The organism is Burkholderia sp. WAC0059 (assembly GCF_002870125.1).
In the GTDB taxonomy this organism is placed as follows: domain Bacteria; phylum Pseudomonadota; class Gammaproteobacteria; order Burkholderiales; family Burkholderiaceae; genus Paraburkholderia.
In genome coordinates, this window is record NZ_PNEO01000002.1 from 103,982 (window position 1) to 125,923 (window position 21,942).

Annotated in this window: 17 protein-coding genes and 1 pseudogene; all 18 read left to right on the forward strand. The window is 67.5% G+C overall.

Annotated features, from left to right (window positions below; translation table 11 throughout):
- Positions 1 to 236 precede the first annotated feature (236 nt).
- The 18 genes and pseudogenes from CY652_RS02450 (at position 237) to CY652_RS02535 (ending at position 21,930) form a co-directional block, all read left to right on the forward strand.
- Positions 237 to 3,704, forward strand: coding sequence for a transglutaminase family protein (locus CY652_RS02450; protein WP_102129105.1), 3,468 nt, complete (start codon positions 237 to 239; stop codon positions 3,702 to 3,704).
- A 22-nt stretch (positions 3,705 to 3,726) separates the two neighbouring features.
- Positions 3,727 to 6,486, forward strand: a complete 2,760-nt coding sequence (locus CY652_RS02455; protein ID WP_102129106.1) for a circularly permuted type 2 ATP-grasp protein — start codon at positions 3,727 to 3,729, stop codon at positions 6,484 to 6,486.
- Entirely contained in the window at positions 6,483 to 7,370 is an 888-nt protein-coding gene (locus tag CY652_RS02460; RefSeq protein WP_102129107.1) for a transglutaminase family protein, read from the forward strand. The genes CY652_RS02455 and CY652_RS02460 overlap by 4 nt, the downstream gene beginning before the upstream one ends.
- A 437-nt stretch (positions 7,371 to 7,807) precedes the next feature.
- Entirely contained in the window at positions 7,808 to 8,683 is an 876-nt protein-coding gene (locus tag CY652_RS02465) for a lipid A biosynthesis lauroyl acyltransferase (protein ID WP_102129108.1), read from the forward strand.
- Positions 8,684 to 8,729: 46 nt separating this feature from the next.
- Positions 8,730 to 8,916 (forward strand): annotated as a pseudogene (locus CY652_RS02470) (transposase); the annotation flags it as partial.
- A gap of 218 nt (positions 8,917 to 9,134) precedes the next feature.
- Complete coding sequence (locus tag CY652_RS24340) at positions 9,135 to 9,335, forward strand: hypothetical protein (protein ID WP_102129109.1); 201 nt, start codon at positions 9,135 to 9,137, stop codon at positions 9,333 to 9,335.
- Complete coding sequence (locus tag CY652_RS02480; RefSeq protein WP_102129110.1) at positions 9,332 to 9,610, forward strand: hypothetical protein; 279 nt, start codon at positions 9,332 to 9,334, stop codon at positions 9,608 to 9,610. The genes CY652_RS24340 and CY652_RS02480 overlap by 4 nt, the downstream gene beginning before the upstream one ends.
- A gap of 14 nt (positions 9,611 to 9,624) precedes the next feature.
- On the forward strand, positions 9,625 to 10,185 hold the full coding sequence (locus tag CY652_RS02485) for a PAAR domain-containing protein (RefSeq protein WP_102129111.1): 561 nt from the start codon (positions 9,625 to 9,627) through the stop codon (positions 10,183 to 10,185).
- A gap of 25 nt (positions 10,186 to 10,210) precedes the next feature.
- Positions 10,211 to 10,699 carry a cell wall hydrolase gene (locus CY652_RS02490; RefSeq protein WP_180970374.1) on the forward strand — a complete coding sequence of 163 codons (489 nt, stop codon included), beginning with the start codon at positions 10,211 to 10,213 and terminating at the stop codon, positions 10,697 to 10,699.
- Between the two features lie 1,058 nt (positions 10,700 to 11,757).
- Positions 11,758 to 12,225, forward strand: coding sequence for a rhodanese-like domain-containing protein (locus CY652_RS02495; protein WP_102129113.1), 468 nt, complete (start codon positions 11,758 to 11,760; stop codon positions 12,223 to 12,225).
- Between the two features lie 90 nt (positions 12,226 to 12,315).
- The gene (gene epsC / locus CY652_RS02500) at positions 12,316 to 13,278 is read left to right on the forward strand and encodes a serine O-acetyltransferase EpsC (RefSeq protein ID WP_102129114.1); all 963 of its coding nucleotides are present in this window, start codon (positions 12,316 to 12,318) and stop codon (positions 13,276 to 13,278) included.
- Positions 13,275 to 13,535 (forward strand): helix-turn-helix domain-containing protein, encoded by a 261-nt coding sequence (locus CY652_RS02505; protein ID WP_102129115.1) that lies wholly within the window; start codon positions 13,275 to 13,277, stop codon positions 13,533 to 13,535. The genes epsC and CY652_RS02505 overlap by 4 nt, the downstream gene beginning before the upstream one ends.
- Positions 13,536 to 13,733: 198 nt before the next feature.
- On the forward strand, positions 13,734 to 14,666 hold the full coding sequence (locus CY652_RS02510) for a family 2A encapsulin nanocompartment shell protein (RefSeq protein ID WP_102129116.1): 933 nt from the start codon (positions 13,734 to 13,736) through the stop codon (positions 14,664 to 14,666).
- Complete coding sequence (locus CY652_RS02515) at positions 14,641 to 16,695, forward strand: family 2A encapsulin nanocompartment cargo protein cysteine desulfurase (RefSeq protein WP_102129117.1); 2,055 nt, start codon at positions 14,641 to 14,643, stop codon at positions 16,693 to 16,695. The genes CY652_RS02510 and CY652_RS02515 overlap by 26 nt, the downstream gene beginning before the upstream one ends.
- A 292-nt stretch (positions 16,696 to 16,987) precedes the next feature.
- Positions 16,988 to 18,331 carry an LLM class flavin-dependent oxidoreductase gene (locus CY652_RS02520; RefSeq protein ID WP_102129118.1) on the forward strand — a complete coding sequence of 448 codons (1,344 nt, stop codon included), beginning with the start codon at positions 16,988 to 16,990 and terminating at the stop codon, positions 18,329 to 18,331.
- A gap of 170 nt (positions 18,332 to 18,501) precedes the next feature.
- Positions 18,502 to 19,767, forward strand: coding sequence for an acyl-CoA dehydrogenase family protein (locus tag CY652_RS02525; protein ID WP_102129119.1), 1,266 nt, complete (start codon positions 18,502 to 18,504; stop codon positions 19,765 to 19,767).
- A 149-nt stretch (positions 19,768 to 19,916) separates the two neighbouring features.
- Positions 19,917 to 20,804: a TauD/TfdA dioxygenase family protein gene (locus CY652_RS02530; protein ID WP_180970376.1), complete on the forward strand. Its 888-nt coding sequence runs from the start codon at positions 19,917 to 19,919 to the stop codon at positions 20,802 to 20,804.
- 73 nt (positions 20,805 to 20,877) lie between these two features.
- Positions 20,878 to 21,930 (forward strand): ABC transporter substrate-binding protein, encoded by a 1,053-nt coding sequence (locus tag CY652_RS02535; protein ID WP_102129334.1) that lies wholly within the window; start codon positions 20,878 to 20,880, stop codon positions 21,928 to 21,930.
- Positions 21,931 to 21,942: the final 12 nt, after the last annotated feature.

The window sequence follows — 21,942 nt, forward strand, 5'->3', positions numbered from 1 at the left end:
GCAGGATCGGTAACGCTGGGCAGGGCGGGGCGGTAGGGTCAGCGATCGGGCGGCGCAGGGCGGAGGCCGATCGGCGGAAAAGCGCCGGCAAAGTGTCAGCGAAGCGCCGTCAAAGGCGGCGACGGGACGGCCGATGGAACGGAAGAGGGCGCAGGCCGCGCGACGCGCGGCCTGCGCCCGGAGCGCGGGAAGCGGTAGCTTGCAGCATCGTCATTCAATATAACGAGGAGTCCGGTGTGTCCATTCGCGTCGCATTGAACCATGTCACGCATTACCGCTACGACCGGCTGGTCGGGCTTTCCCCGCAGGTCGTGAGGCTGCGGCCGGCGCCCCATTGCCGTACGCCGATCGTGTCCTATTCGCTGCGCGTCGAGCCGGCGGAGCACTTCATCAACTGGCAGCAGGACGCGTTCGCGAACTACCAGGCGCGGATCGTGATCCCGCAGCCGACGCGCGAGTTCAAGGTGACGGTCGATCTCGTCGCCGAGATGGCCGTCTACAACCCGTTCGACTTCTTCCTCGAGCCGTCGGCCGAGAAATTCCCGTTCGCCTACGCGCCCGAACTCGCGGCCGAGCTGGCGCCCTACCTCGTGAAGCGCAAGCCGACGCCGCGCTTCGCGCAGTTCGTGGCGAGCATCGACCGCTCGCCGCGCGCCACCGCCGATTTTCTCGTCGACCTGAACCAGCGGCTGCAGCGCGACATCCGCTATCTGATCCGCATGGAGCCCGGCGTGCAGACGCCGGAGGAAACGCTCGCCAACGCCTCGGGCTCGTGCCGCGACTCGGGCTGGCTGCTCGTCGAGACGCTGCGCCAGCTCGGGCTCGCCGCGCGCTTCGTGTCGGGCTACCTGCTGCAACTGACGCCGGACACCCGGGCCATCGACGGGCCGAGCGGCACCGAGGTCGACTTCACCGATCTCCACGCCTGGTGCGAGGTCTATCTGCCCGGCGCGGGCTGGATCGGGCTCGACCCGACCTCGGGGCTGTTCGCGGGCGAAGGGCACATCCCCGTCGCCTGCACGCCGGAGCCGGGCAGCGCGGCGCCCATCTCGGGGGACGTGGACGAGTGCGAGGTCGAGTTCTCGCACGAGATGACGATCGAGCGCGTGCTGGAGACGCCGCGCGTGACGAAGCCCTACACCGAGGACGCGTGGTCGCGCGTGGTCGAGATGGGACGGCGCGTCGACGCCGAGCTCGCGGCGCAGGACGTGCGGCTCACGATGGGCGGCGAGCCGACCTTCGTGTCGGTGCGCGACCGCGACGCGCCCGAATGGAACACCGAGGCGCTCGGGCCGACCAAGCGCAGCTACGCGATCGCGCTGATGGACAAGCTGCGCGCGCGCTACGGTGCGAACGGCTTCCTGCACGTCGGCCAGGGCAAGTGGTATCCGGGCGAGCAGTTGCCGCGCTGGGCGCTCTCGCTCTACTGGCGCGCCGACGGCGAGCCGTGCTGGCACGACCCCGCGCTCTTCGCGGACGAACGCGAGGACGCGTACTACACGTCCGACGACGCGAAGCGCTTCATCGAGCGGCTCGCGGGCAAGCTCGCGCTCGACACCGACCACATCGAGCCCGGCTACGAGGATACCTGGTACTACCTGTGGCGCGAGCGGCGCCTGCCCGTGAACGTCGATCCGTTCGATTCGCGCCTCGACGACGAGCTCGAACGCGCGCGGCTGCGCCGCGTGTTCGACGCGGGGCTCTCGTCGGTGACGGGCTACGTACTGCCGCTCTCCCGCGCGCGCGACGTGCCGGTGCAGTCGGGGCGCTGGGTCAGCGGCCCGTGGTTTTTCCGCGACGAGCGGATGTACCTTCTTCCCGGCGATTCTCCGATGGGTTATCGGCTGCCGCTCGACTCGTTGCCGTGGGTCTCGGCCGGCGACTACCCGTGGCTGCACGAGCACGATCCGTTCGCGCCGCCGCAGCCGCTGCGCCATGCCGCGCAGTTGCGCATGCAGTACGCGAGCGAGGGCGCGGCCAACGCGCTGCGCCCGGCGAGCGCGGCGGACGAAGCCGGCCGGGCGGGTGCCGCGGCCGGGTCCGCGCAGCGTGGCGGCAACGCGGACGCGTCCGCCGCGCCCGGGACGCGCCTGCCGGCGCGCGGCGAATCGGCGGCCTGGATCACGCGCACGGCGGTCTGCGTCGAGGCGCGCGACCCGGCGCGCGCGGCGGGCCCGAAGGCCGAAGCCGACGCGTTCGGCAGCGGCCGGCGCCTGTTGCACGTGTTCATGCCGCCGCTCGCCGAGCTGGACGACTATCTCGACCTGCTCGCCGCCGTCGAGGCGACGGCGGCCGAGCTCGGCGTGAAGATCGTCGTCGAGGGCTATCCGCCGCCGCGCGACGCGCGCCTGAAGATGCTGCAGGTCACGCCCGACCCCGGCGTGATCGAGGTGAACATTCACCCGGCCTCGAGCTGGGACGAACTCGTCGATCACACCGAGTACCTCTACCAGTCCGCGCACGAGCGCTACCTGTCCACCGAGAAGTTCATGCTCGACGGCCGCCACACGGGTACGGGCGGCGGCAACCACTTCGTGCTCGGCGGCGCGACGCCGGCCGACAGCCCGTTCCTGCGCCGCCCGGACCTGCTCGCGAGCCTCGTCGCCTACTGGCACAATCATCCGTCGCTCTCGTACCTGTTCTCGGGCCTCTTCATCGGGCCGACGAGCCAGGCGCCGCGCGTGGACGAGGCGCGCAACGACCAGGTCTACGAGCTCGAAATCGCGTTCGACGAATTGCAGCATCAACTCGACCGGCTCGGCTCGCGCGAAGGGGGCGCGTTGCCGCCGTGGCTCGTCGACCGCACGCTGCGCAACATCCTCATCGACGTGACGGGCAACACGCACCGCGCCGAGTTCTGCATCGACAAGCTCTACTCGCCGGACGGCCCGACGGGCCGCCTCGGGCTGCTGGAGCTGCGCGGCTTCGAGATGCCGCCGCACGCGCGCATGAGCCTCGTGCAGCAACTGCTGCTGCGCGCGCTCGTGGCGCGTTTCTGGCGCACGCCGTACACGACGCGCCTCACGCGCTGGGGCACCGAGCTGCACGACCGCTTCATGCTCGGCACCTTCGTGCAGATGGATTTCGACGACGTGCTCGCCGAACTCGCCGAAGCGGGCTACGCGTTCGAGCGCGAGTGGTTCGCGCCGCACTTCGAGTTCCGCTTTCCGCTCGTCGGCGAGCTCGACACGAGCGGCATCTCGCTCACCGTGCGCAACGCGCTCGAACCGTGGCACGTGATGGGCGAGGAGGGCGCCGTCGGCGGCACCGTGCGCTACGTCGATTCGTCGGTCGAGCGGCTCGAGGTCCGCGTGCTCGGGCTGAACGGCAACCGCCACGTCGTGACGGTCAACGGCGTGCCGCTGCCGCTGCAGCCGACCGGGCGCGTGAGCGAGCACGTGGCCGGCGTGCGCTTCCGCGCCTGGCAGCAGCCGAGCGCGCTGCATCCGAGCATCGGCGCGCACGCGCCGCTCACGTTCGACGTCGTCGATACCTGGAGCGGCCGGTCGGTCGGCGGATGCCAGTATCATGTTGCGCATCCGGGCGGCCGCAATTACCAGACGTTCCCGGTCAACGCGTACGAAGCCGAAAGCCGGCGCCGCGCGCGCTTCTTCACGATCGGCCACACGCCGGGGCGGGTCGTGCCGGAAGCGCCCGAGCGCAGCCTGGAGTTCCCGTTCACGCTGGACTTGCGCCGCCGATGACCCTTTACAGAGACGATTCATCTTGGCTTTCCAGTCGACCCTGCCTTTCGAGCCCGCCGCCTCGCCGGCCGACGTCTTCGCGCTGCTGCCCGTGCAGGCCGCGCCCAGGGGGCACTGGGACGAGCTGCGCGGGGCCTCGGGCGCGCCGCGCGAGGCGTGGCGCCGCTTCTTCGAACTGCTCGGCGAGGACGGCGTAGCGCAGCTAGGGCACGGCATGGCGTCGGTCGCGCGGCGCGTGCGCGACAACGACATCACCTACAACGTCTATGCCGACAAGGGCGAGCCGCGGCCCTGGTCGCTCGACCTGCTGCCGTTCCTGATCGCCGAGGACGAGTGGGCGGCCATCTCTGAGGGCGTCGCCCAGCGCGCGCGTTTGCTGAATGCCGTCGTCGCGGACGTCTACGGACCGCAGACGCTGCTCGAGAACGGCCTGCTGCCGCCCGCGCTGGTGTTCGGCCACCCCGGCTACCTGCGCCCCGTGAAGGGCTTCCGGCCGTTCGCGGACCAGTATCTGCAGATCGTCGCCGTCGACCTCGCGCGCGCGCCCGACGGCGCCTGGACGGTCATGGCGCATCGCACCGACGCGCCGTCGGGGCTCGGCTACGCGCTCGAAAACCGGCTCATCGTCTCGAGCCTGTTCGCCGAGCCGTTCCGCGAACTGCACGTCTCGCGGCTCGCGCCGTCGTACTCGCAACTGATCGGCACGCTCGCCCAGGCGGCCCGCGCGACGATGCGCGAATCGGACGGCGAGGCTCACGGCGCGCCGCACATGGCGCTGCTGACGCCGGGCCCGTTCAGCGAGACCTATTTCGAGCACGTGTTCCTCGCGCGCTATCTCGGCATCACGCTCGCCGAGAGCAAGGATCTGACGGTGCGCGACGACAAGCTCTACCTGAAGACGCTCGCCGGGCTCGAACGCGTGCACGTGGTGCTGCGCCGGCTCGACGACGCGTTCTGCGATCCCGTCGAACTGCGTGCCGACTCGACCATCGGCGTGCCGGGCCTGTTGCAGGTCATGCGCGCGGGCAACGTGATGGTGTCGAACGTGCCCGGCACGGGCTTCGCCGAATCGCCGGCGCTGCACGGCTTTCTGCCCGGCATCGCCGAGTCGCTGCTCGGCGAGCCGCTCGCCTTGCCGACTGTCGCGACCTGGTGGTGCGGCGAGGACGCGGCGCGCGAGGAGGCCTTCGCGCAGCTCGACAGCGCGTTCCTGCTGCCGACCTGGCCCGTCGCGCGCGAGGACGGGCCGCCCGGCATGCCGGGCGGCGCGCAGCGGCTTGCCGCCTGGCGCGAGCGCGTGGCGCTCGCGCCGGATAGCTTCACGATCCAGGCGCCGCTGCCGTTCTCGTGTTCGCCGCGCTACGACGGCGGCGCGATCGGCTCGCGGCCGTCGGTGTTGCGCGTCTACGCGTTCGCCGGGCTCGACGGCGGCTGGAGCGTGATGCCGGGCGGCTTCACGCGTCTCGCGGCCGAGCGCCAGGCGACGGTCTCGATGCAGTTCGGAGGCAGCAGCGTCGACACCTGGGTGCTGTCGAGCGGGCCCGGCTCGTCGTTCTCGCTCCTGCCTTCGCCGATGCAGCCGGGCGACCTCCTCGAGCGCCGCACCCGGACCGTGTCGAGCCGCGCGGCCGAAAACCTGTTCTGGGCCGGCCGCTACGGCGAGCGCGCCGAGAACAACGTACGGCTGTGCCGGCTGATTCTCGGCTCGCTCGAAAGCAACGACAGCGAGGAGATGTTCGCGACGCTCGCCGAGCTGGCCGCGCGCAGCGGCCTCATCGACGCGGGCGACGAGCTCGCGCGCAGCACGCCGCGCGCGTTCGAGCGCGCGCTGATCGCAGGCCTGACGGGCCTCAGGGGCCCGGCGGACCAGGCAGACCAGGCAGACCAGGCAGACCAGGCAGACCAGGCAGACCAGGCAGACCAGGCAGACCAGGCAGACCAGGCAGACCAGGCAGACCAGGCAGACCAGGCAGACCGGACAGACCGGACAGACCGGACAGACCCGGGCGATGACCTCGCGAACCCGCGGGGCGGCCTCGACACGAGCATCGGCCAGAATCTCGCGAGCCAGGCCTACGCCTGCGGCGAGATTCGCGCGCGCCTCTCGAACGACCACTGGCGCACCGTGCTCGCCGCGCGCAACGACTTCCGCGACGCGCTCTCGCGCCTCGTCGGCAACGGCGGCCGCTACGACCGCGTCGCGCTGATGGACGCGCTCGAAACGCTCGCGACGCAGCTCTCGGCCATCAGCGGCGCACAAGGAGACCGCATGACGCGCGACGAGGCCTGGCGGCTCTTGTTCGTCGGCCGCCACATCGAGCGGGTCTCCACGATGACGATGCTCCTCGGCGTCGTGACCGCGCAGGGGCAGCTCGGCCAACCCGCGTTCTTCGACGTGCTGCTCGAACTGTTCGACAGCACGCTGACCTATCGCTCGCTCTATCCGGGCCGGTTCGAAGTGCCGGCGCTGCTCGACCTGCTCGTGATCGAGCCGGCGAATCCGCGCGGCCTCTACGGCGTCTATGCGCGTATGCGCGCGAAGCTCGACGAAATCGGCGAGGCGGCCGGCCATCCGTCCCGCAAGCCGTTCGCGGAGCTGATGCCGCCCGTGAGTGCGCTGCCGAATCTCGCGGGACTTTGCGCGACCGACGGGGACGGTCATTACGCCGGCCTCGCCAACGTTTGCCAGCAGCTCGGCGCTTACGTCGCGGCGGCCTCGAACGAAATCAGCGCGCGCTACTTCAGCCACGCGAGCGCGCCGACTGCCTGGGGGGCGCCATGAGCGAGAAGATCGTGCTGTCGGTATCGCACCAGACGACCTACCGCTACTCGACGCCGGTGGAGACGGCGAAGCACCTCGCGACGATCCGGCCGCTCGGCTGCGACTGGCAGCGCGTCGTCGCGCACAGCGAGCGCATCGCGCCGGCGCCGTCGTATCTGACGAGCCGCCTCGACGCGTTCGGCAACGACGTTCTCTATTTCGCGCTCGACACGCCGCACGACAGCCTGGAGATGACGAGCGAGACGACCGTGGAGCTTGCGCCGCGCTGGGCCGCGCTCGATCCGTTCGCGACGCCGGCCTGGGAGACGGTCGCGCAGGCGCTGCGCTTTCGGGCCGGCGGCGGCTTCAGGCCCGAGGTGGAGTTCTGCTTTGCCTCGCCCTACATCGTGCCGTCGGCCGCGTTGCGCGACTACGCGCTGCGGAGCTTCGAGCCGGGCACGCCGCTCGTCGCCGGCGCGATCGACCTGATGCACCGCATTCACGCCGACTTCGAGTACCGGTCCGCGACGACGGCGTTCGATACACCGGCGGCCGAGGCCTTTGCGCTGCGCCGCGGCGTGTGCCAGGACTTCGCGCAGGTGATGATCGGCTGCCTGCGCTCGCTCGGCCTGCCGGCGCGCTACGTGAGCGGCTATCTGCGCAACGATCCGCCGCCGGGGCAGCCGAAGCTGATCGGCGCCGACGCCTCGCACGCCTGGGTTTCGGTGCGCTGTCCGGACAGCGGCTGGATCGATCTCGATCCGACCAACGACGTGCTGGCCGACCTCGACCACATCACGCTCGCCACGGGGCGCGACTACAGCGATGTGTCGCTGCTGCGCGGCACGATACTCGGCGGCGGGGCGCACCAGGTCGAGGTGAGCGTGAGCGTGGCCGCGCGCTGAGCGGGCTGCCGTCTGCTTCGGTTTCCTGCCGTTTTTCCTGGGTATCCGGATTTCGCACGTACTTCGTGCTTTCGTGCGTATTTCGTAGTTCATGCCGGCGATCCTCGATCGCTTTCGCCATTTCTCCCATGCCATAGCTGCTCAGACAGCGGCGATTCGTTTTTTTCGGGGTTCTTACGGACTGGTGACGTGAAATATCCGGGAACGCCAGCTCAAGAAAGCTGGGCATCTCGCGCAATGGGGCGAGAACGTAAGGCCGCCGTGCCCTAGTCACGGCCCATGTCTCTTCGACGTCTCAATTTCGGGCAATTATCACTCGGCGTGCCGCTCCCCCGTTACACTCGGTAACTTTGCGTGCAGTCCCGGTAACCCCGAAGACACGCTTGACCTGTATGGTTCGCATTCCAAGCCTCACCCTCAAATCAAGGGAATCCCCTGTGAAACGCCTCAGCCTTGCTCTCATCGTGGCGTTGCTACGTACGCTTTCGGTACTTCCCTACAAATTCGTCGCCAGGCTCGGGACCGTGATCGGCACTGCGTTATACGCGCTTCCGAGCCGCCGCAAGCGTATCGTTCTGGTGAACTTGCGTCTTTGCTTTCCCGAGAAAACCAGCCATGGCCATCAGCAGCTCGCCAAAGCGCACTTCGGCCATGTGGTTCGCAGCTATCTCGAACGCGGCATCCAGTGGTTCGGCAGTGCGCAGGTGATCCAGGATATCGTGCAGATCGACAGCAAAATCGATCTCGACGACGCGTCGGCCCCGCCCACCATCTTTATGGGTTTCCACTTTGTGGGGATCGAGGTCGGCTGCATGCTGTACTCGTCGCATCTCCCCGTCGCATCGCTGTATACGCGGATGTCGAACACGGGTCTATGCGATCTGGCCAGGCGGCAGCGCGGCAGATTCGGCGCGGAGATGATCGAGCGCGCGACCAGCGCCAAAAAGATCATAGGGTTGTTGCGGTCCGGCACACCCGTCATGCTCGCGGCGGATATGGACCATGGCGTCGAGAACTCCGTTTTTGTTCCGTTTTTCGGCGTTCCCGCCTGCACGCTCACTTCCATTTCGCGTCTCGCGAGGCTGGGACGCGCGCGGGTGGTTCCGTTCGTGACCGAAGTGCTCCCGGATTATCAGGGATATAAGCTGACGATCTTCGAACCGCTCGCGGATTTCCCGTCGCGCAGCGACGAGATCGACGCACAGCGCATGAATACGTTCCTCGAGGAGCAGATTGTCAGGATTCCGGAGCAGTATTACTGGGTGCACCGACGCTTCAAGCACCGGCCGCCGGGGGTGGCTTCGGTGTATTGAGGGGGGAGGCTCGACGAAAGGTTGACGTTTGTGGTCGGGTTCTATTCCATCGAAGACAGGTCGCCCCTCCTGGCATCCGGCCGTGCTGTTGAAGATATACATCTACGTCTACTTCCAACCGGATTCAGTCGAGTCGTCGTCTGGAATGCGAATGCCAGCGCAATATCGAGTTGATTTGGCTCACGGACCGTCTGGCACCGGACTTCAAGACCATAGCTGACTTTCCTCGGGACCAGCCAATCGCCAGTTCATCCGGACCGCGACGGCCGATTGCGTTCTCCAGAAAGTGGCCCGGTTATACACCGTCATTTCTGGAAGAGAACACTAGATCGAGCAAATCACTTGATTAGGTTCACATCTCGCCACGGGCGAAAAGTGAAATATGGTGAAACTCGAATTCTGATGGCTCGTGTCCCGATACGATGGCGTTTTAAACCATCCGTCCCTGGCCATGAGCGAAGAGACTCACGACGCTTGCCCGTATTTTCTTCATTCGTCGCTAAGGCTTTACGCGATGGTGCGTATGCCCCTCGACACGCCATCGAGGCCTGCCGGCACGACGTATTGTGGCGATATGCAGTTGCTCAGCCATCGCTCGGCTCGCGAGCGCTTCATCTGCACCTATCTCGGTCCGCTCGATGTGGTCAGATGATTTCGTTATACGGGCGCAGCGTCATGACTGTTAACGATGACGGTGCGGGCAGTGTTGCTATCGCGCCGACTTGCCCTGAAGAATCAATCTTCGATGAGCGGTTCCTCCTCAAGGGCGGTAGCGGGAACGAACTGGACAACACCTATTACACGATCAGGTTGCCGTCCGCCGAACTGAGGCACGGCACGACCGATTCAGAAGGGCGCACGGCACGTTACCAGACAAACGGCGCGCGAAATATTGCTGTCCATTTCGGCTACAAACAGACTTATTGATAGGAGCGCTCAACATGAAGCGTTACTTTATTCTGCTGGGCGACAGGACAACGGCCGGCGGCGTGGTGATTCAGGGTGACGAGTCGTGGCGGAATCATGGGAAACCATTGGCATACCACGGTGCCAGGATTTCCTGCCCTGCATGCAAGACCGTGGGCTACATCTGCAACGTTCCACCGTATCGGCCCATGACGTTGAAGGGCAAGCAGATTGCGCTTGAAAACGACATCTGCATCTGCAAGTGCAACCCGCCGCCCCGATTGATCGCATCGCAGAACAATGCGTCGATGTCCTTCGAGTCCCGCAAACTTGCGGCCATGGGCTTACGACCGGACGGAAGTCCCTTGCCCAAAGATGAAACGGCGATTCATGGCGCGTTCGACGAGCAGGTCACTCTCGTGGATCGAAAAACCGGTCAGCCCCTGGCTGATTTCCCTTACCAATTTCGCGGCGACGATGGGACGTTAGCAAAAGGTAGGACCGGGATTGATGGCCGAACGATACGCATTGGCACGAGCGATGCAACCAACCTTGATTTGGATCACACCGTCGGAGAAAACGATGGCTGGGAATAATCTGGCAACAGTAACGACAAACACAATGCCGAAGTCGAACGTGACCATTAAGGCAGACCCACCCCAACTGATCTATCTCGCCAAGACCATTTACGGAGAGGCGAGAGGACAAAATTACGAATCTAAAGTGGCTGTGGGTTGGACTATTCGTAACCGCGTAGACCAGAAATTTCATGGTGCGAGCACATACAGTCAAGTAGTGACCGCTCGGGGTCAATATGACGCGTGGATGAAGCACGATCCAAATTACCGGGAAGTGCAGCACCCTGGTGACAAGAAAGCCTGGCAAGATAGCCTTCAGGCTGCACGAGACGTCTATTATGGCAACGCTGCTTCCAATCCGGTTCCGGGTGCCACGCACTATTACAGCCCAAATAGCCAGAAAGCATTGCACAACCAATACCCAGGAACGTATCCGGCTGTACCCAGTTTTATTACCCCAGACGCCCAACGGGTTCCGAATCCCGCAAATGTGGATGAAGATGATTTCCGGTTTTACAAGAACGTTCGCTAGTCTGGCTCTGATCCTCTTTGGCGCAGGTTCCGGATACGCTGCGCCTACTGTTCCATACGGGCCTGACGACCCGGTAAATCACGTCTATCCAGGTCCGAATGGTTGGGCGGTCGCAGTCAAATGTAAGGGGGCAGGAACTAACGACGACTGCGAGGTTTCCGCGCTCAAAAACGGGCGGTCAACTCTTTCGATTTTCAAAGGCCCCGTCTTGCCGGAGGTTCAGTGGCACTCGGACATTGCAATGATGAGCTTTCCTTGCGGGTCGGGTTGTCGCAACGACCTGTTTTTCAGCCCGCCAGACAAGGTTGATGGGCACTCACTTGTTGACGAAGATTCTATCGATGCCAGGCGGAGGTTGGTTGTAAGCGTCGACTCCAACCCGCTCAAGGTTTACCGTCTGTTTGATGGCTCGAAACCCGTGGCGACATTGCATCTGGCTACGTCTTTCACGCAGCCCGACGTTGAACGACTCAGGTTTGAACGAACACAGCTAGTGGTTTGGTACCGGGACGATTCAGGGAGAATGAGGCAGGCGTCGGTTTCGATTCCAGGCAAGTAGTTCAGGCGCATCGCCGTTCATCTCGGCCATAAACGGGAGACGTAATGTCAGATCTCCTCGAAAAACATGGACCTGAATTCTTGCGTACCGCCCTGGTCGACAAGATCAATATCCGGGTAGAGACGTGAAGTTCTCGTTGAACGACGATTGCCGGTGATCTGGAGGGCGATGTCGAAGGGCCGTTCACGGCCGTTCCGCAACACACGAAGCCCCCATATTCAGCAATCATTGCCGCACCGCGCAATGACCAATCCACCGCGGAATACGGCTCTTTTTTTTCCCTCCTCCCTGGTTCCTTCGAGCCACCCGCCCGCCGTCGATGCCCGGCGCAAGGCCGTCCGGCGCGGCTGCGCAGGCCGCGTGCTTAGGAAATGAAATTTAATTGGTTACGTTTTGACCGGCACTCTTTCATAGTCCGTTTCGATGGCTATAGACGGCAGCGCGCAACGGACCGGGCATCGGCCGCCGTCCGCGCGCCGCGGTAACGAAAGGAGAGATCATGAGTGTCGAAGCGGAAGAACGGGTGACGCATCCGGTTCTCGCGGCCGCCCGCGAAGCAGCGCAGGCGCGCGGGTTGTCTTATGCCGGCGGCGTGACGCCGCGCGAGGCCTGGACGCTGTTCTCGGCGGGCGAGGCGCTGCTCGTGGACGTGCGCAGCGGCGAGGAGCGCAAGTTCGTCGGCTACGTGCCGGACACGCTGCACGTGGCCTGGGCGACCGGCACGAGCCTGACGCGCAACCCGCGCTTCGTGCGCGAGCTCGAGGCGAAGACGGGCAAGGACGCCGTCGTGCTGCTGCTGTGCCGCAGCGGCAACCGCTCTGCACTGGCCGCCGAGGCCGCGGCGAAGGCCGGATTCACGCAGGTGTACAACGTGCTGGAAGGATTCGAGGGCGAACTCGACGACGCGCAGCGGCGCGGCGAGCGCAACGGCTGGCGCTTCCACGGCTTGCCGTGGGTGCAGGACTGACGGCCGGGACCGCAGGCCATACAGGCCCGACAGGTCTTGCAGGCCGGTTTCGGGAAAAGTCCACTGCCGATGGATCGAGGGGAGTCTGCCGTGGCGGTATTCGAAGTCGACGACATTGTTCACGCGCTGCAGACCGTGCGCCAGCGCTGGCGCGAGACGCACCGGCGCTCGCCGGAACCGGGCGGGCGCGAGCTGCCCGCGCGCGAGGCGCTGGCCGGCATCGTCGGCACGCTCAAGGGCGTGCTGTTTCCGATGCGGCTCGGGCCGCCGGACCTGCGCCAGGAAACCGAAAACTTCTACGTCGGCCATGCGCTCGACGCCGCGCTGCACGACCTGCTCGCGCAGGCCAGTCTCGAGTTGCGCTACAAGGCGCGGCATGGCGGGCGCAGCCACGCCGAATCCGACGAGCGCGCCGTCGCGCTCGTGAGGGCGTTCGCCGCGCGGCTGCCCGGCATTCGCGAACTGCTCGACAGCGACGTGCTCGCGGCCTTCCACGGCGACCCCGCGGCCGGCAGCGTGGACGAGGTGCTGCTCTGCTATCCGGGCGTGCTCGCGATGATCCACCACCGGCTCGCCCACGAACTCTACCGGCTCGAATTGCCGCTGCTCGCGCGCATCGTCTCCGAGCTCGCGCACGAAAAGACCGGCATCGACATTCATCCGGGCGCGCGGATCGGCGGCTCGTTCTTCGTCGACCACGGCACCGGCGTCGTGATCGGCGAGACCACGGTGATCGGCGAGCGCGTGCGTCTCTATCAGGCCGTGACGCTCGGGGCGAAACGCTTTCCGCGCGACGCCGAAGGCCACCTCGAAAAGGGCCTCGCGCGGCATCCCATCGTCGAGGACGACGTGGTCGTCTACGCGGGCGCCACGATACTCGGACGCGTCACGATCGGGCGCGGCGCCGTGATCGGCGGCAACGTCTGGGTCACGCAGGACGTCGCGCCGGGCAGCCACGTCACCCAGGCGGTGTCGCGCAGCGAGGCCTCGCACGCGGCGGCCGGCCCGGACCCGGCGGCGCCGGCCGCCGTCGCCGGGACCGTGTCGTCATGAGCGCGCTGGTCCGGAATTTCGGCGTTGCCGTGCGGCAGTTGCGCGAAGCGCACGCATGGTCGCAGGAGCAGCTTGCCGAGTACGCGGGGCTGAATCGCTCGTACGTCGGCGAGATCGAACGCGGCACCGCGATCGCGTCGCTCGTCACGCTCGGCAAGTTGGCCGAGGCGTTCGGCGTGTCCGCCGCGGCGCTGCTCGAGGCGGCCGTCGCGCCGCCGTCCGCCGCCGGTCCGTCCCATTCCGCTGTCGTCCCCTGATGGCGTCGATTCGCGTTCGTCCCGATTGACAGTTCGCGCTTCGCAGCGCCCGCATTTCGCTCGCGACGGGGCCTGCCGACGGGATGGCCGCCGTGGTGGCTATAGCATGTTGAGCCCCGCTATTTCGGTCCAGATAATCGTCAAAGCTGAATTCCTCATAAGTATTTCTGTTTTTCTTCTATACGAAAGGAGTCGTTCATGTCGACGATTGGGAGCGGCCAGACGGCGCTCGGCGATAACGCAGCACGGCAACTAGCCAATGCCACCAAGACGGTCCCCCAGCTTTCCACCATCACGCCGCGTTGGCTCACGCATCTGCTGCAATGGGTGCCGGTCGAAGCCGGCATTTACCGCCTCAATCGCGTGAAGGACCCGGAAGCGGTGCGCGCGGCCTGCACCGCGCGCGAGGACGAGGCCACGCTGCCGACGACCTTCGTGCCTTACGAGGAACAGCCTCGCGAATACTTCCTGAACGCGGTGAGCACGGTGCTCGACGTGCATACGCGGATCTCGGACCTCTACAGCAGCCCGCACGACCAGATCAAGGAACAACTGCGTCTCACGATCGAGACCATCAAGGAGCTGCAGGAAAGCCAGCTCATCAACAATCCGGACTACGGACTGCTTGCGAACGTCGACGATGACCAGCGCCTGTTCCCGCTGACCGGTGCGCCGACGCCCGACGACCTGGACGAGTTGCTTTCGAAGGTCTGGAAGGAACCCGCGTTCTTCCTCACGCATCCGCTCGCCATTGCCGCGTTCGGCCGCGAATGCACGCGTCGCGGCGTGCCGCCGCCGACGGTCAGCCTGTTCGGCTCGCAGTTCATCACGTGGCGCGGCATTCCGCTGATCCCCTCGGACAAGGTGCCGGTGGCCGACGGCAAGACGAAGATCCTGCTGCTGCGCGTCGGCGACAAGCGCCAGGGCGTGGTCGGCCTCTACCAGCCGGGCGTGGCCGGCGAGCAGGGACCGGGGCTGTCGGTGCGCTTCATGGGCATCAACAACCAGGCGATCGCGTCGTACCTGATCTCGCTGTACTGCTCGCTCGCGGTCCATTCGCCGGACGCGCTCGCGGTGCTCGATGACGTGGAGATCGGCAAGTACCATGACTATGCAGACACCTACCGCTAATCCGTCGGGCGCGGGCGCATTGCCCGAGGTGCCGGCGGGCGGCGTGCCGCCCGGTCTGCCCGATCCCGCGGCGCTCGCGCGCCTCGCGAACGGGTTCTTTGCCGCATTTCCGGGTTCGACGCCGGCCGCCGCCGCTTCCGCGGGCAGCGGCGGCGCGGCCTCGGCCTTGCCGGCCGAAGCGCCCTTGCTGTCATCGGCAAGCAATCCGGCGCCGCCCGGTTCGCCGTTCGCGGGACCCGGCGGAACGGGCACGGGCGTGCCCGGCGCCGCGCTGCCGCAGGGCCGGGCGCCCGGCGCGAATCTGCTGCCGTCCGCGCCGACTCACGTGCTCTCGCTCGGCAACCGCGCGCCGGGACTCGTGCCGCACGCGACGGCCCAGAACGGCCTGCCCGAAAACGCCGTGACGATCGCGCCGGCGCTCGAACCGCGCGCGGGCGGCGCGGCGCTCGGCGTGCCCGAGGCACTGGGCGCCGGACAGCCGCCAGACGCATCGGCGGGTCATGCCGCGGCCGGGGCATCGTCCGCGCCGGCCTCGCCGTATTACTTCCTCGCCGACGCGGAGCGCGGCTGGCCGGGGCAGGGCGCGACGCCGGACCTCGCCGTACCGGCCGGCGGCGCGGGCGACCCGCGAGCGTTCGGCCTGCCCGCCGCAGAGGATCTGCGCGATCTGCTGTCGCTGCATCGCCATGCGCCGGATGCGGGCGCCCGTTCGGGCGCGCGCGACGGCTCGCTCTACGTGCTCGACGACGCGCGGCTCGCCGCGCCGGCCCAGCACCGGCAGACGGGCGGCGCGCTCGCGCCGTCGGCGCATCCGCCGTTCGACGTCAACGCGATTCGCCGCGACTTTCCGATCCTGCAGGAGCGCGTGAACGGCAAGCCGCTGGTCTGGTTCGACAACGCGGCGACCACGCACAAGCCGCAGGCGGTGATCGACCGGCTCGCGTACTTCTACGCGCACGAGAACTCGAACATCCACCGCGCGGCGCATGCGCTCGCGGCGCGCGCCACCGACGCCTACGAAGGCGCGCGCGACACCGTGCGACGCTTCATCGGCGCGGCGTCGACGGACGAGATCGTGTTCGTGCGCGGCACGACCGAGGCGATCAACCTGATCGCGAAGACCTGGGGCGTGCGCAACGTCGGCGAAGGCGACGAGATCGTCGTCTCGCATCTGGAGCATCACGCGAACATCGTGCCGTGGCAGCAGTTGGCTGCGCTGACGGGCGCGAAGCTGCGCGTGATTCCGGTCGACGACTCGGGGCAGGTGCTGCTCGACGAGTACCGCAGGCTGCTGTCCGACCGCACGAAGATCGTATCGGTCACGCAGGTCTCGAATGCGCTCGGCACGGTCGTGCCCGTGAAGGAGATCGTGGAGCTTGCGCACCGTGCCGGCGCGAAGGCGCTCGTGGACGGCGCGCAGTCGGTTTCGCACATGCGCGTGGACGTGCAGGCGCTCGACGCCGACTTCTTCGTGTTTTCGGGCCACAAGATTTTCGGCCCGACCGGCATCGGCGTGGTGTACGGCAAGCGCGCGATCCTCGACGACATGCCGCCCTGGCAGGGCGGCGGCAACATGATCGCGGACGTCACGTTCGAGCGCACGGTGTTCCAGCCGCCGCCCAACCGCTTCGAGGCGGGCACCGGCAACATCGCCGATGCGGTGGGCCTCGGCGCGGCGCTCGATTACGTGACGCGCATCGGCATCGAGAACATCGCGCGCTACGAGCACGATCTGCTGGCCTACGCGACCAGCGTGCTGGCGCCGGTACCGGGCGTGCGGCTCGTCGGCACGGCGCGCGAGAAGGCGAGCGTGCTGTCGTTCGTGCTGAAGGGCTATACGACCGAAGAGGTCGGCCAGGCGCTCAACGAGGAGGGCATCGCGGTGCGCGCGGGGCATCACTGCGCGCAGCCGATCCTGCGCCGCTTCGGTCTCGAAGCGACCGTGCGGCCGTCGCTCGCGTTCTACAACACCTGCGAGGAAGTCGACCTCATGGTGTCGGTCGTGCGCCGGCTTGCCGCCCGGCGCTAGGCGCGCGTCGGGGCCCGTTCTTTCCGGGAAGTCCGCCGCGCCGGTTGTCGGGCGCGGCGGGTGCCGGGTGTTGTCTGGCGAACATAGGTCTGTTTAGACGGGGCGGCGGAAGGCGGAGCCGCTCCGTCGTTCCCGTCTTCCGGTTCGCGCGTCTTCGTGTCCGCCCGCGTTGCGACCTCGTTCCCGTTTTCGGGGCGCCCGGCAAATTTTCGCGCGCTGGCGTAACGTACTGGCTTCGGCGTTTGCCCGCGCCTCCCAGGCGAGCCCGCCCTGCGTTCGAGACGACACGACCATGACCCGTTCCCCCCGACTCCATCTCGCGGCCTTCATGCGGCCCGTCAGCCTGCACACGGGCGCCTGGCGCTATCCGGGCGCGTACCCCGACGCGAACTTCAACTTCGGCCATCTGAAGCGTTTCGCGCAGACGCTCGAGCGCGCCCGCTTCGACGCGTTCTTCATGGCCGACCATCTCGCGGTGCTGAACATGCCGCTCGCCGCGCTCAAGCGCAGCCACACGGTGACGTCGTTCGAGCCGTTCACGCTGCTCTCGGCGCTGTCGGCCGTCACCGAGCGGCTCGGTCTCGTCGCGACGGCCTCGACGACGTTCGACGCGCCGTATCACATCGCGCGCCGCTTCGCCTCGCTCGATCACCTGAGCGGCGGCCGGGCCGGCTGGAACGTCGTGACGACCTCGAACCCCGACGCCGCGCTCAACTTCGGGCTCGACGAGCACGTGGAGCACGACGAGCGCTACCGGCGCGCGCGCGAGTTCTTCGACGTCGTCACGGGCCTCTGGGATAGCTGGGCCGACGATGCCTTTGTGCGCGACGTCGAGAGCGGCCTCTACGTGGACCCCGAGCGGCTGCACGTGCTCGACCATCGCGGCGAGCACCTGCGCGTGCGCGGCCCGCTGAACATCGCTCGGCCCGTGCAGGGCTGGCCGCTCATCGTGCAGGCGGGCTCGTCGGAGGCCGGCAAGCAGGTCGCCGCCGAAACCGCCGACGCGGTGTTCACGGCGCCGCGCACGCTCGCCGACGGCAAGCGCTTCTATGCCGACGTGAAGGCGCGGCTCGAGCCGCTCGGCCGGCGGCGCGAGCATCTGAAGATTTTGCCCGGCGCGTTCGTCGTGGTCGGCGACTCGCTCGACGAGGCGCAGCACAAGCGCGCGCTGCTCGACACCTTCGTGCATCCGGACAGCGGCGTCGCCTCGCTTTCCATCGCGCTCGGGCACGACGTCTCGTCCTTCGACCTCGACGCGCCGCTGCCCGAAATTCCGGAAACCAACGCGAGCCGCAGTTCGCGCGAGCGCGTCGTCGACCTCGCGCGCGAGGAAGGCCTGACGGTGCGCCAGCTCGCGCAGCGCGTCGGCGGCTACTCGGGGCTCGAAATGGTCGGCACGCCCGCGACGATCGCCGACCAGATGGAGCAGTGGCTCGTCGAGGAGGGTGCGGACGGCTTCAACGTGATGTTTCCGTACCTGCCGGGCGGGCTCGACGATTTCGCCGACAAGGTCGTGCCCGAGCTGCAGCGGCGCGGCATTTTCCGGCGCGAATACGAGGGCGCGACGCTGCGCGAGCACTTCGGGCTGCCGCGTCCGGAGAACCGCTTTTTCGGGCCGGCCGCGCCGCGCGGCTGAGCGCTTATTGCACTGCGCGGATTTCCAAATCGCTATTTATCGTTTGTCGGGCGAACGGCTTCGCCGTATCGTGTGCGGTCCGTTTCGCCGTAGCCCGCTGCCGTCCGCGGCGGTCGCCGCAAAGACAACGCCCCGTTTCCGACGAACGCCACGACAGCGAAGAATCCGCCATGAAGACCGCCATCGACGACCGGCTCGCGCCGCCTGCAGCGAACGCTCCCGACGGCCGGACGGCGGACGCGCGTCGGGATCCGTCGCCGCTCGCAGGATTGCAGGCGCTCGCCGCGCGCATCGCCGAAGGCGCGGCGGCGCGCGAACGCGAACGCCGCCTGCCGTTCGAGGCGTTCGGCTGGATTCGCCGCTCGGGTCTCGGCGCGCTGCGGATTCCGCGCGCGCTCGGCGGCCTCGGCGGCTCGATCGAAAACCTGGTCGAGCTGATCGCGACGCTCGCGGCGGCCGATTCGAACGTCGGGCACGCGCTGCGCTCGCACTTCAACGCGACGGAACTCTGGTCGCTCACGCCGCTTACCCCGCATAGCGCGCTGCAGATTCGCCGCGTGCTCGACGGCGCGCTTTACGGCGGCGCGCTGACCGAGCTCGGCACCGAACGCACGAGCACGGTGACGACGCAGCTCGCGCGCGACGGCGAGCACTACCGCATCAGCGGCAAGAAGTATTACGCCACGGGCACGGCCTACGCCGACTACGCGAGCATCGCAGTGCTCGACGAGGCGGGCAATCCCGTCACGATCGTGCTGCCCGTCGACCGGCCCGGCGTGCGGATTCTCGACGACTGGGACGGCATGGGCCAGCGGCTCACGGCCAGCGGCGGGCTCGAACTCGAGAACGTCGAGGTGCGCGCCGACGAGATCGCGCCGCGCCCGGTCGGCACGCAGACCCTGCAGACGCGCCACGCGTCGGCGCTGCGCCAGCTCATTCTCGTTGCCACGGCGGCCGGAATCGTGCGCAACCTGTTCGCCGATGCGCAGGCGCACGTCCGCGAACGCGGCCGGCCGGCGGCGCACAGCCCGGCCGCGACGGCGCGCGACGACCCCTTCATCCAGCTCGTGATCGGCGAGCTGTCGGCCCGCACGCATGCCGTCGACGCGCTCGTCGCCGAGAACGCGCGCGTGCTGGACCGCTCGGCGGCGGCCATCGCCGAAGGCGCGCCGGAGGCGGAGGAGCGGGTGCTGGACGGCGCGCTCGCCACGGCGAAGACGCAGCTCGTCGTCGGCAAACTGGCGCTCGAGGCCGCCGAACGGATGTTCGAGGCGGGCGGGGCGTCGGCCACCTCGCGCGCGCTGAACCTCGATCGCCACTGGCGCAACCTGCGCACGATCTTCAGCCACAACCCGCTCCTGCACAAGGCGCGGGTGCTCGGCGACTACCACCTGAACGGCACGACGACCCACCTCGAAGAGGCGCGCGTGTTCTAGAGGGCGCGTCATTTATATCGAAAAAGGGATAAGCATCACACTTTTCGTTCCTTGATTGCTGCATTGCGGGGCGCTATGGTTCCTGTCTTTGCCGTTCGCCGTATTCGATACGGGCGAGCGCGCTTCGTCACAGGAAAAACGTACCGCCCGTGAACACTGCCTACGCTACCCGCGCGGCCGAGCCGCAAGCTTTCGAGATCCGTCCGCTCGACGCGCCGCTCGGCGCCGAGGTGCTGGGCCTCGACCTGACCCGCGAACTGGACGACGGGGACTTCGCCCGCATCCACCGCGCGCACCTCGATTACCACGTCCTGGTCTTTCGCGACCAGCACATCACGCCGGCCCAGCAGATCGCGTTCAGCCGCCGCTTCGGCCCGCTGCAGATCCACGTGCTGCACCAGTTCCAGTTGCCGGGCCATCCGGAAATCCTGATCGTCTCGAACGTCGTCGAGAACGGCAAGCCGATCGGCCTCGGCGACGCAGGCCATTTCTGGCACTCGGACCTCTCGTACAAGGAAACGCCGAGCCTCGGCTCGATGCTGCACGCGCAGGAACTGCCCGCCGAGGGCGGCGACACCGTCTTCGCGAACATGCACCTGGCCTGGGACACGCTGCCCGAGGCGCTGCGCCGCGCGGTGGAAGGCCGGCGCGCCGAGCACACCTACCTCGCGAAGTACGGCGAGCTGCAAAAGCGCAGCCCCTGGCGGCCGAACCTCACGCAGGAGCAGATCGACCAGGTGAAGCCCGTCGTGCATCCCGTCGTGCGCACGCATCCGGAGACCGGGAAGAAGGCGCTCTTCGTCAGCGAGCATTTCACGACGCGCATCCTCGACCTGCCGCAGGACGAGAGCGACGCGCTGCTCAAGGAACTGTTCGAGCACAGCGTGCGCCCCGGGCATCTGTACCGGCACGTCTGGTCGCCGCACGACATGGTGTTCTGGGACAATCGCTCGCTGATGCATCTCGCGGCCGGCACGCCAGACCATCTGCGCCGCAAGCTCTACCGCACGACGATCGAAGGCGACGCGCCGTTCTGAGCGCGGCGCCGCGGTGTCCCCGTCCGACGATGCCGGCGCGGACGTCGCGACCTTTTTCCTGGAGCAGATCCTGATGTCCGTTCTCCGTTTTGCCCGCGCGGGCCGGCTCGCGCGGGCGCGTCGCGCGGCGGTTTTCGCCATGGCGCTCGCATGCGGCGCTGGCCTTGCCGGCGCGCCGGTCGAGGCCCATGCCGAAGGCACGCTGCGTATCGCCGACCAGTACGGGGTGGTCTATCTGCTGCTGGACGTCGCGCGCGACCAGCATCTGATCGAGCAGGAAGGCAAACGCGAAGGGCTCGACATCAAGGTCGACTGGCTGCGGCTGTCGGGCGGCGCGGCCGTCAACGACGCGCTGCTCTCGGGCGCGGTCGACATCGCGGGCGCCGGCGTCGGGCCGCTGCTCACGATCTGGGACCGCACACATGGTCGGCAGAACGTGAAGGGCGTCGCCGCGCTCGGCACGCTGCCGGACTACCTCGTCAGCAACGACCCGCGTGTGCGCACCATCGCCGATTTCACCGACCGCGACCGCATCGCGGTGCCGGCGGTCACGGTGTCGGTGCAGTCGCGCATTCTGGAGATGGCGGCGGCGAAACGGTGGGGCGACCGCGCGTTCGACCGGCTCGATCCGCTGACCCAGGCGATTCCGCACCCGGACGCGGCCGCCGCGATCATCGCGGGCGGCACGGAGATCACGGCCCACTTCGGCGACGCGCCGTTCTCGGAGCAGGAACTGGCGGCCAACCCGAAGGCGCACGTCGTGCTGAGTTCGTACGACGTGCTGGGCGGCCCGACCTCGTCGACCGTGCTCTACGCCACGCAGCAGTTCCGGGACGCGAACCCGAAGACCTACCACGCGTTCGTGGCCGCGCTCGCGGACGCGGCGCGCTTCGTGAGCGCGCATCCCGACGAGGCGGCGGACATCTATCTGCGCGTCAACGATTCGAAGATCGACCGGGCCCTGCTCGTGAAGATCCTGAGCAATCCCGAGGTGCGGTTCAGCATCACGCCGCGCAACACGTTCCCGATGGCCCAGTTCATGTACCGGGTCGGGGCAATCCGTAACGAGCCGCGATCGTGGAAGGACTATTTCTTCGACGATCCGGACCTGGCGCAGGGCAGTTGAACCCCGTGCCGG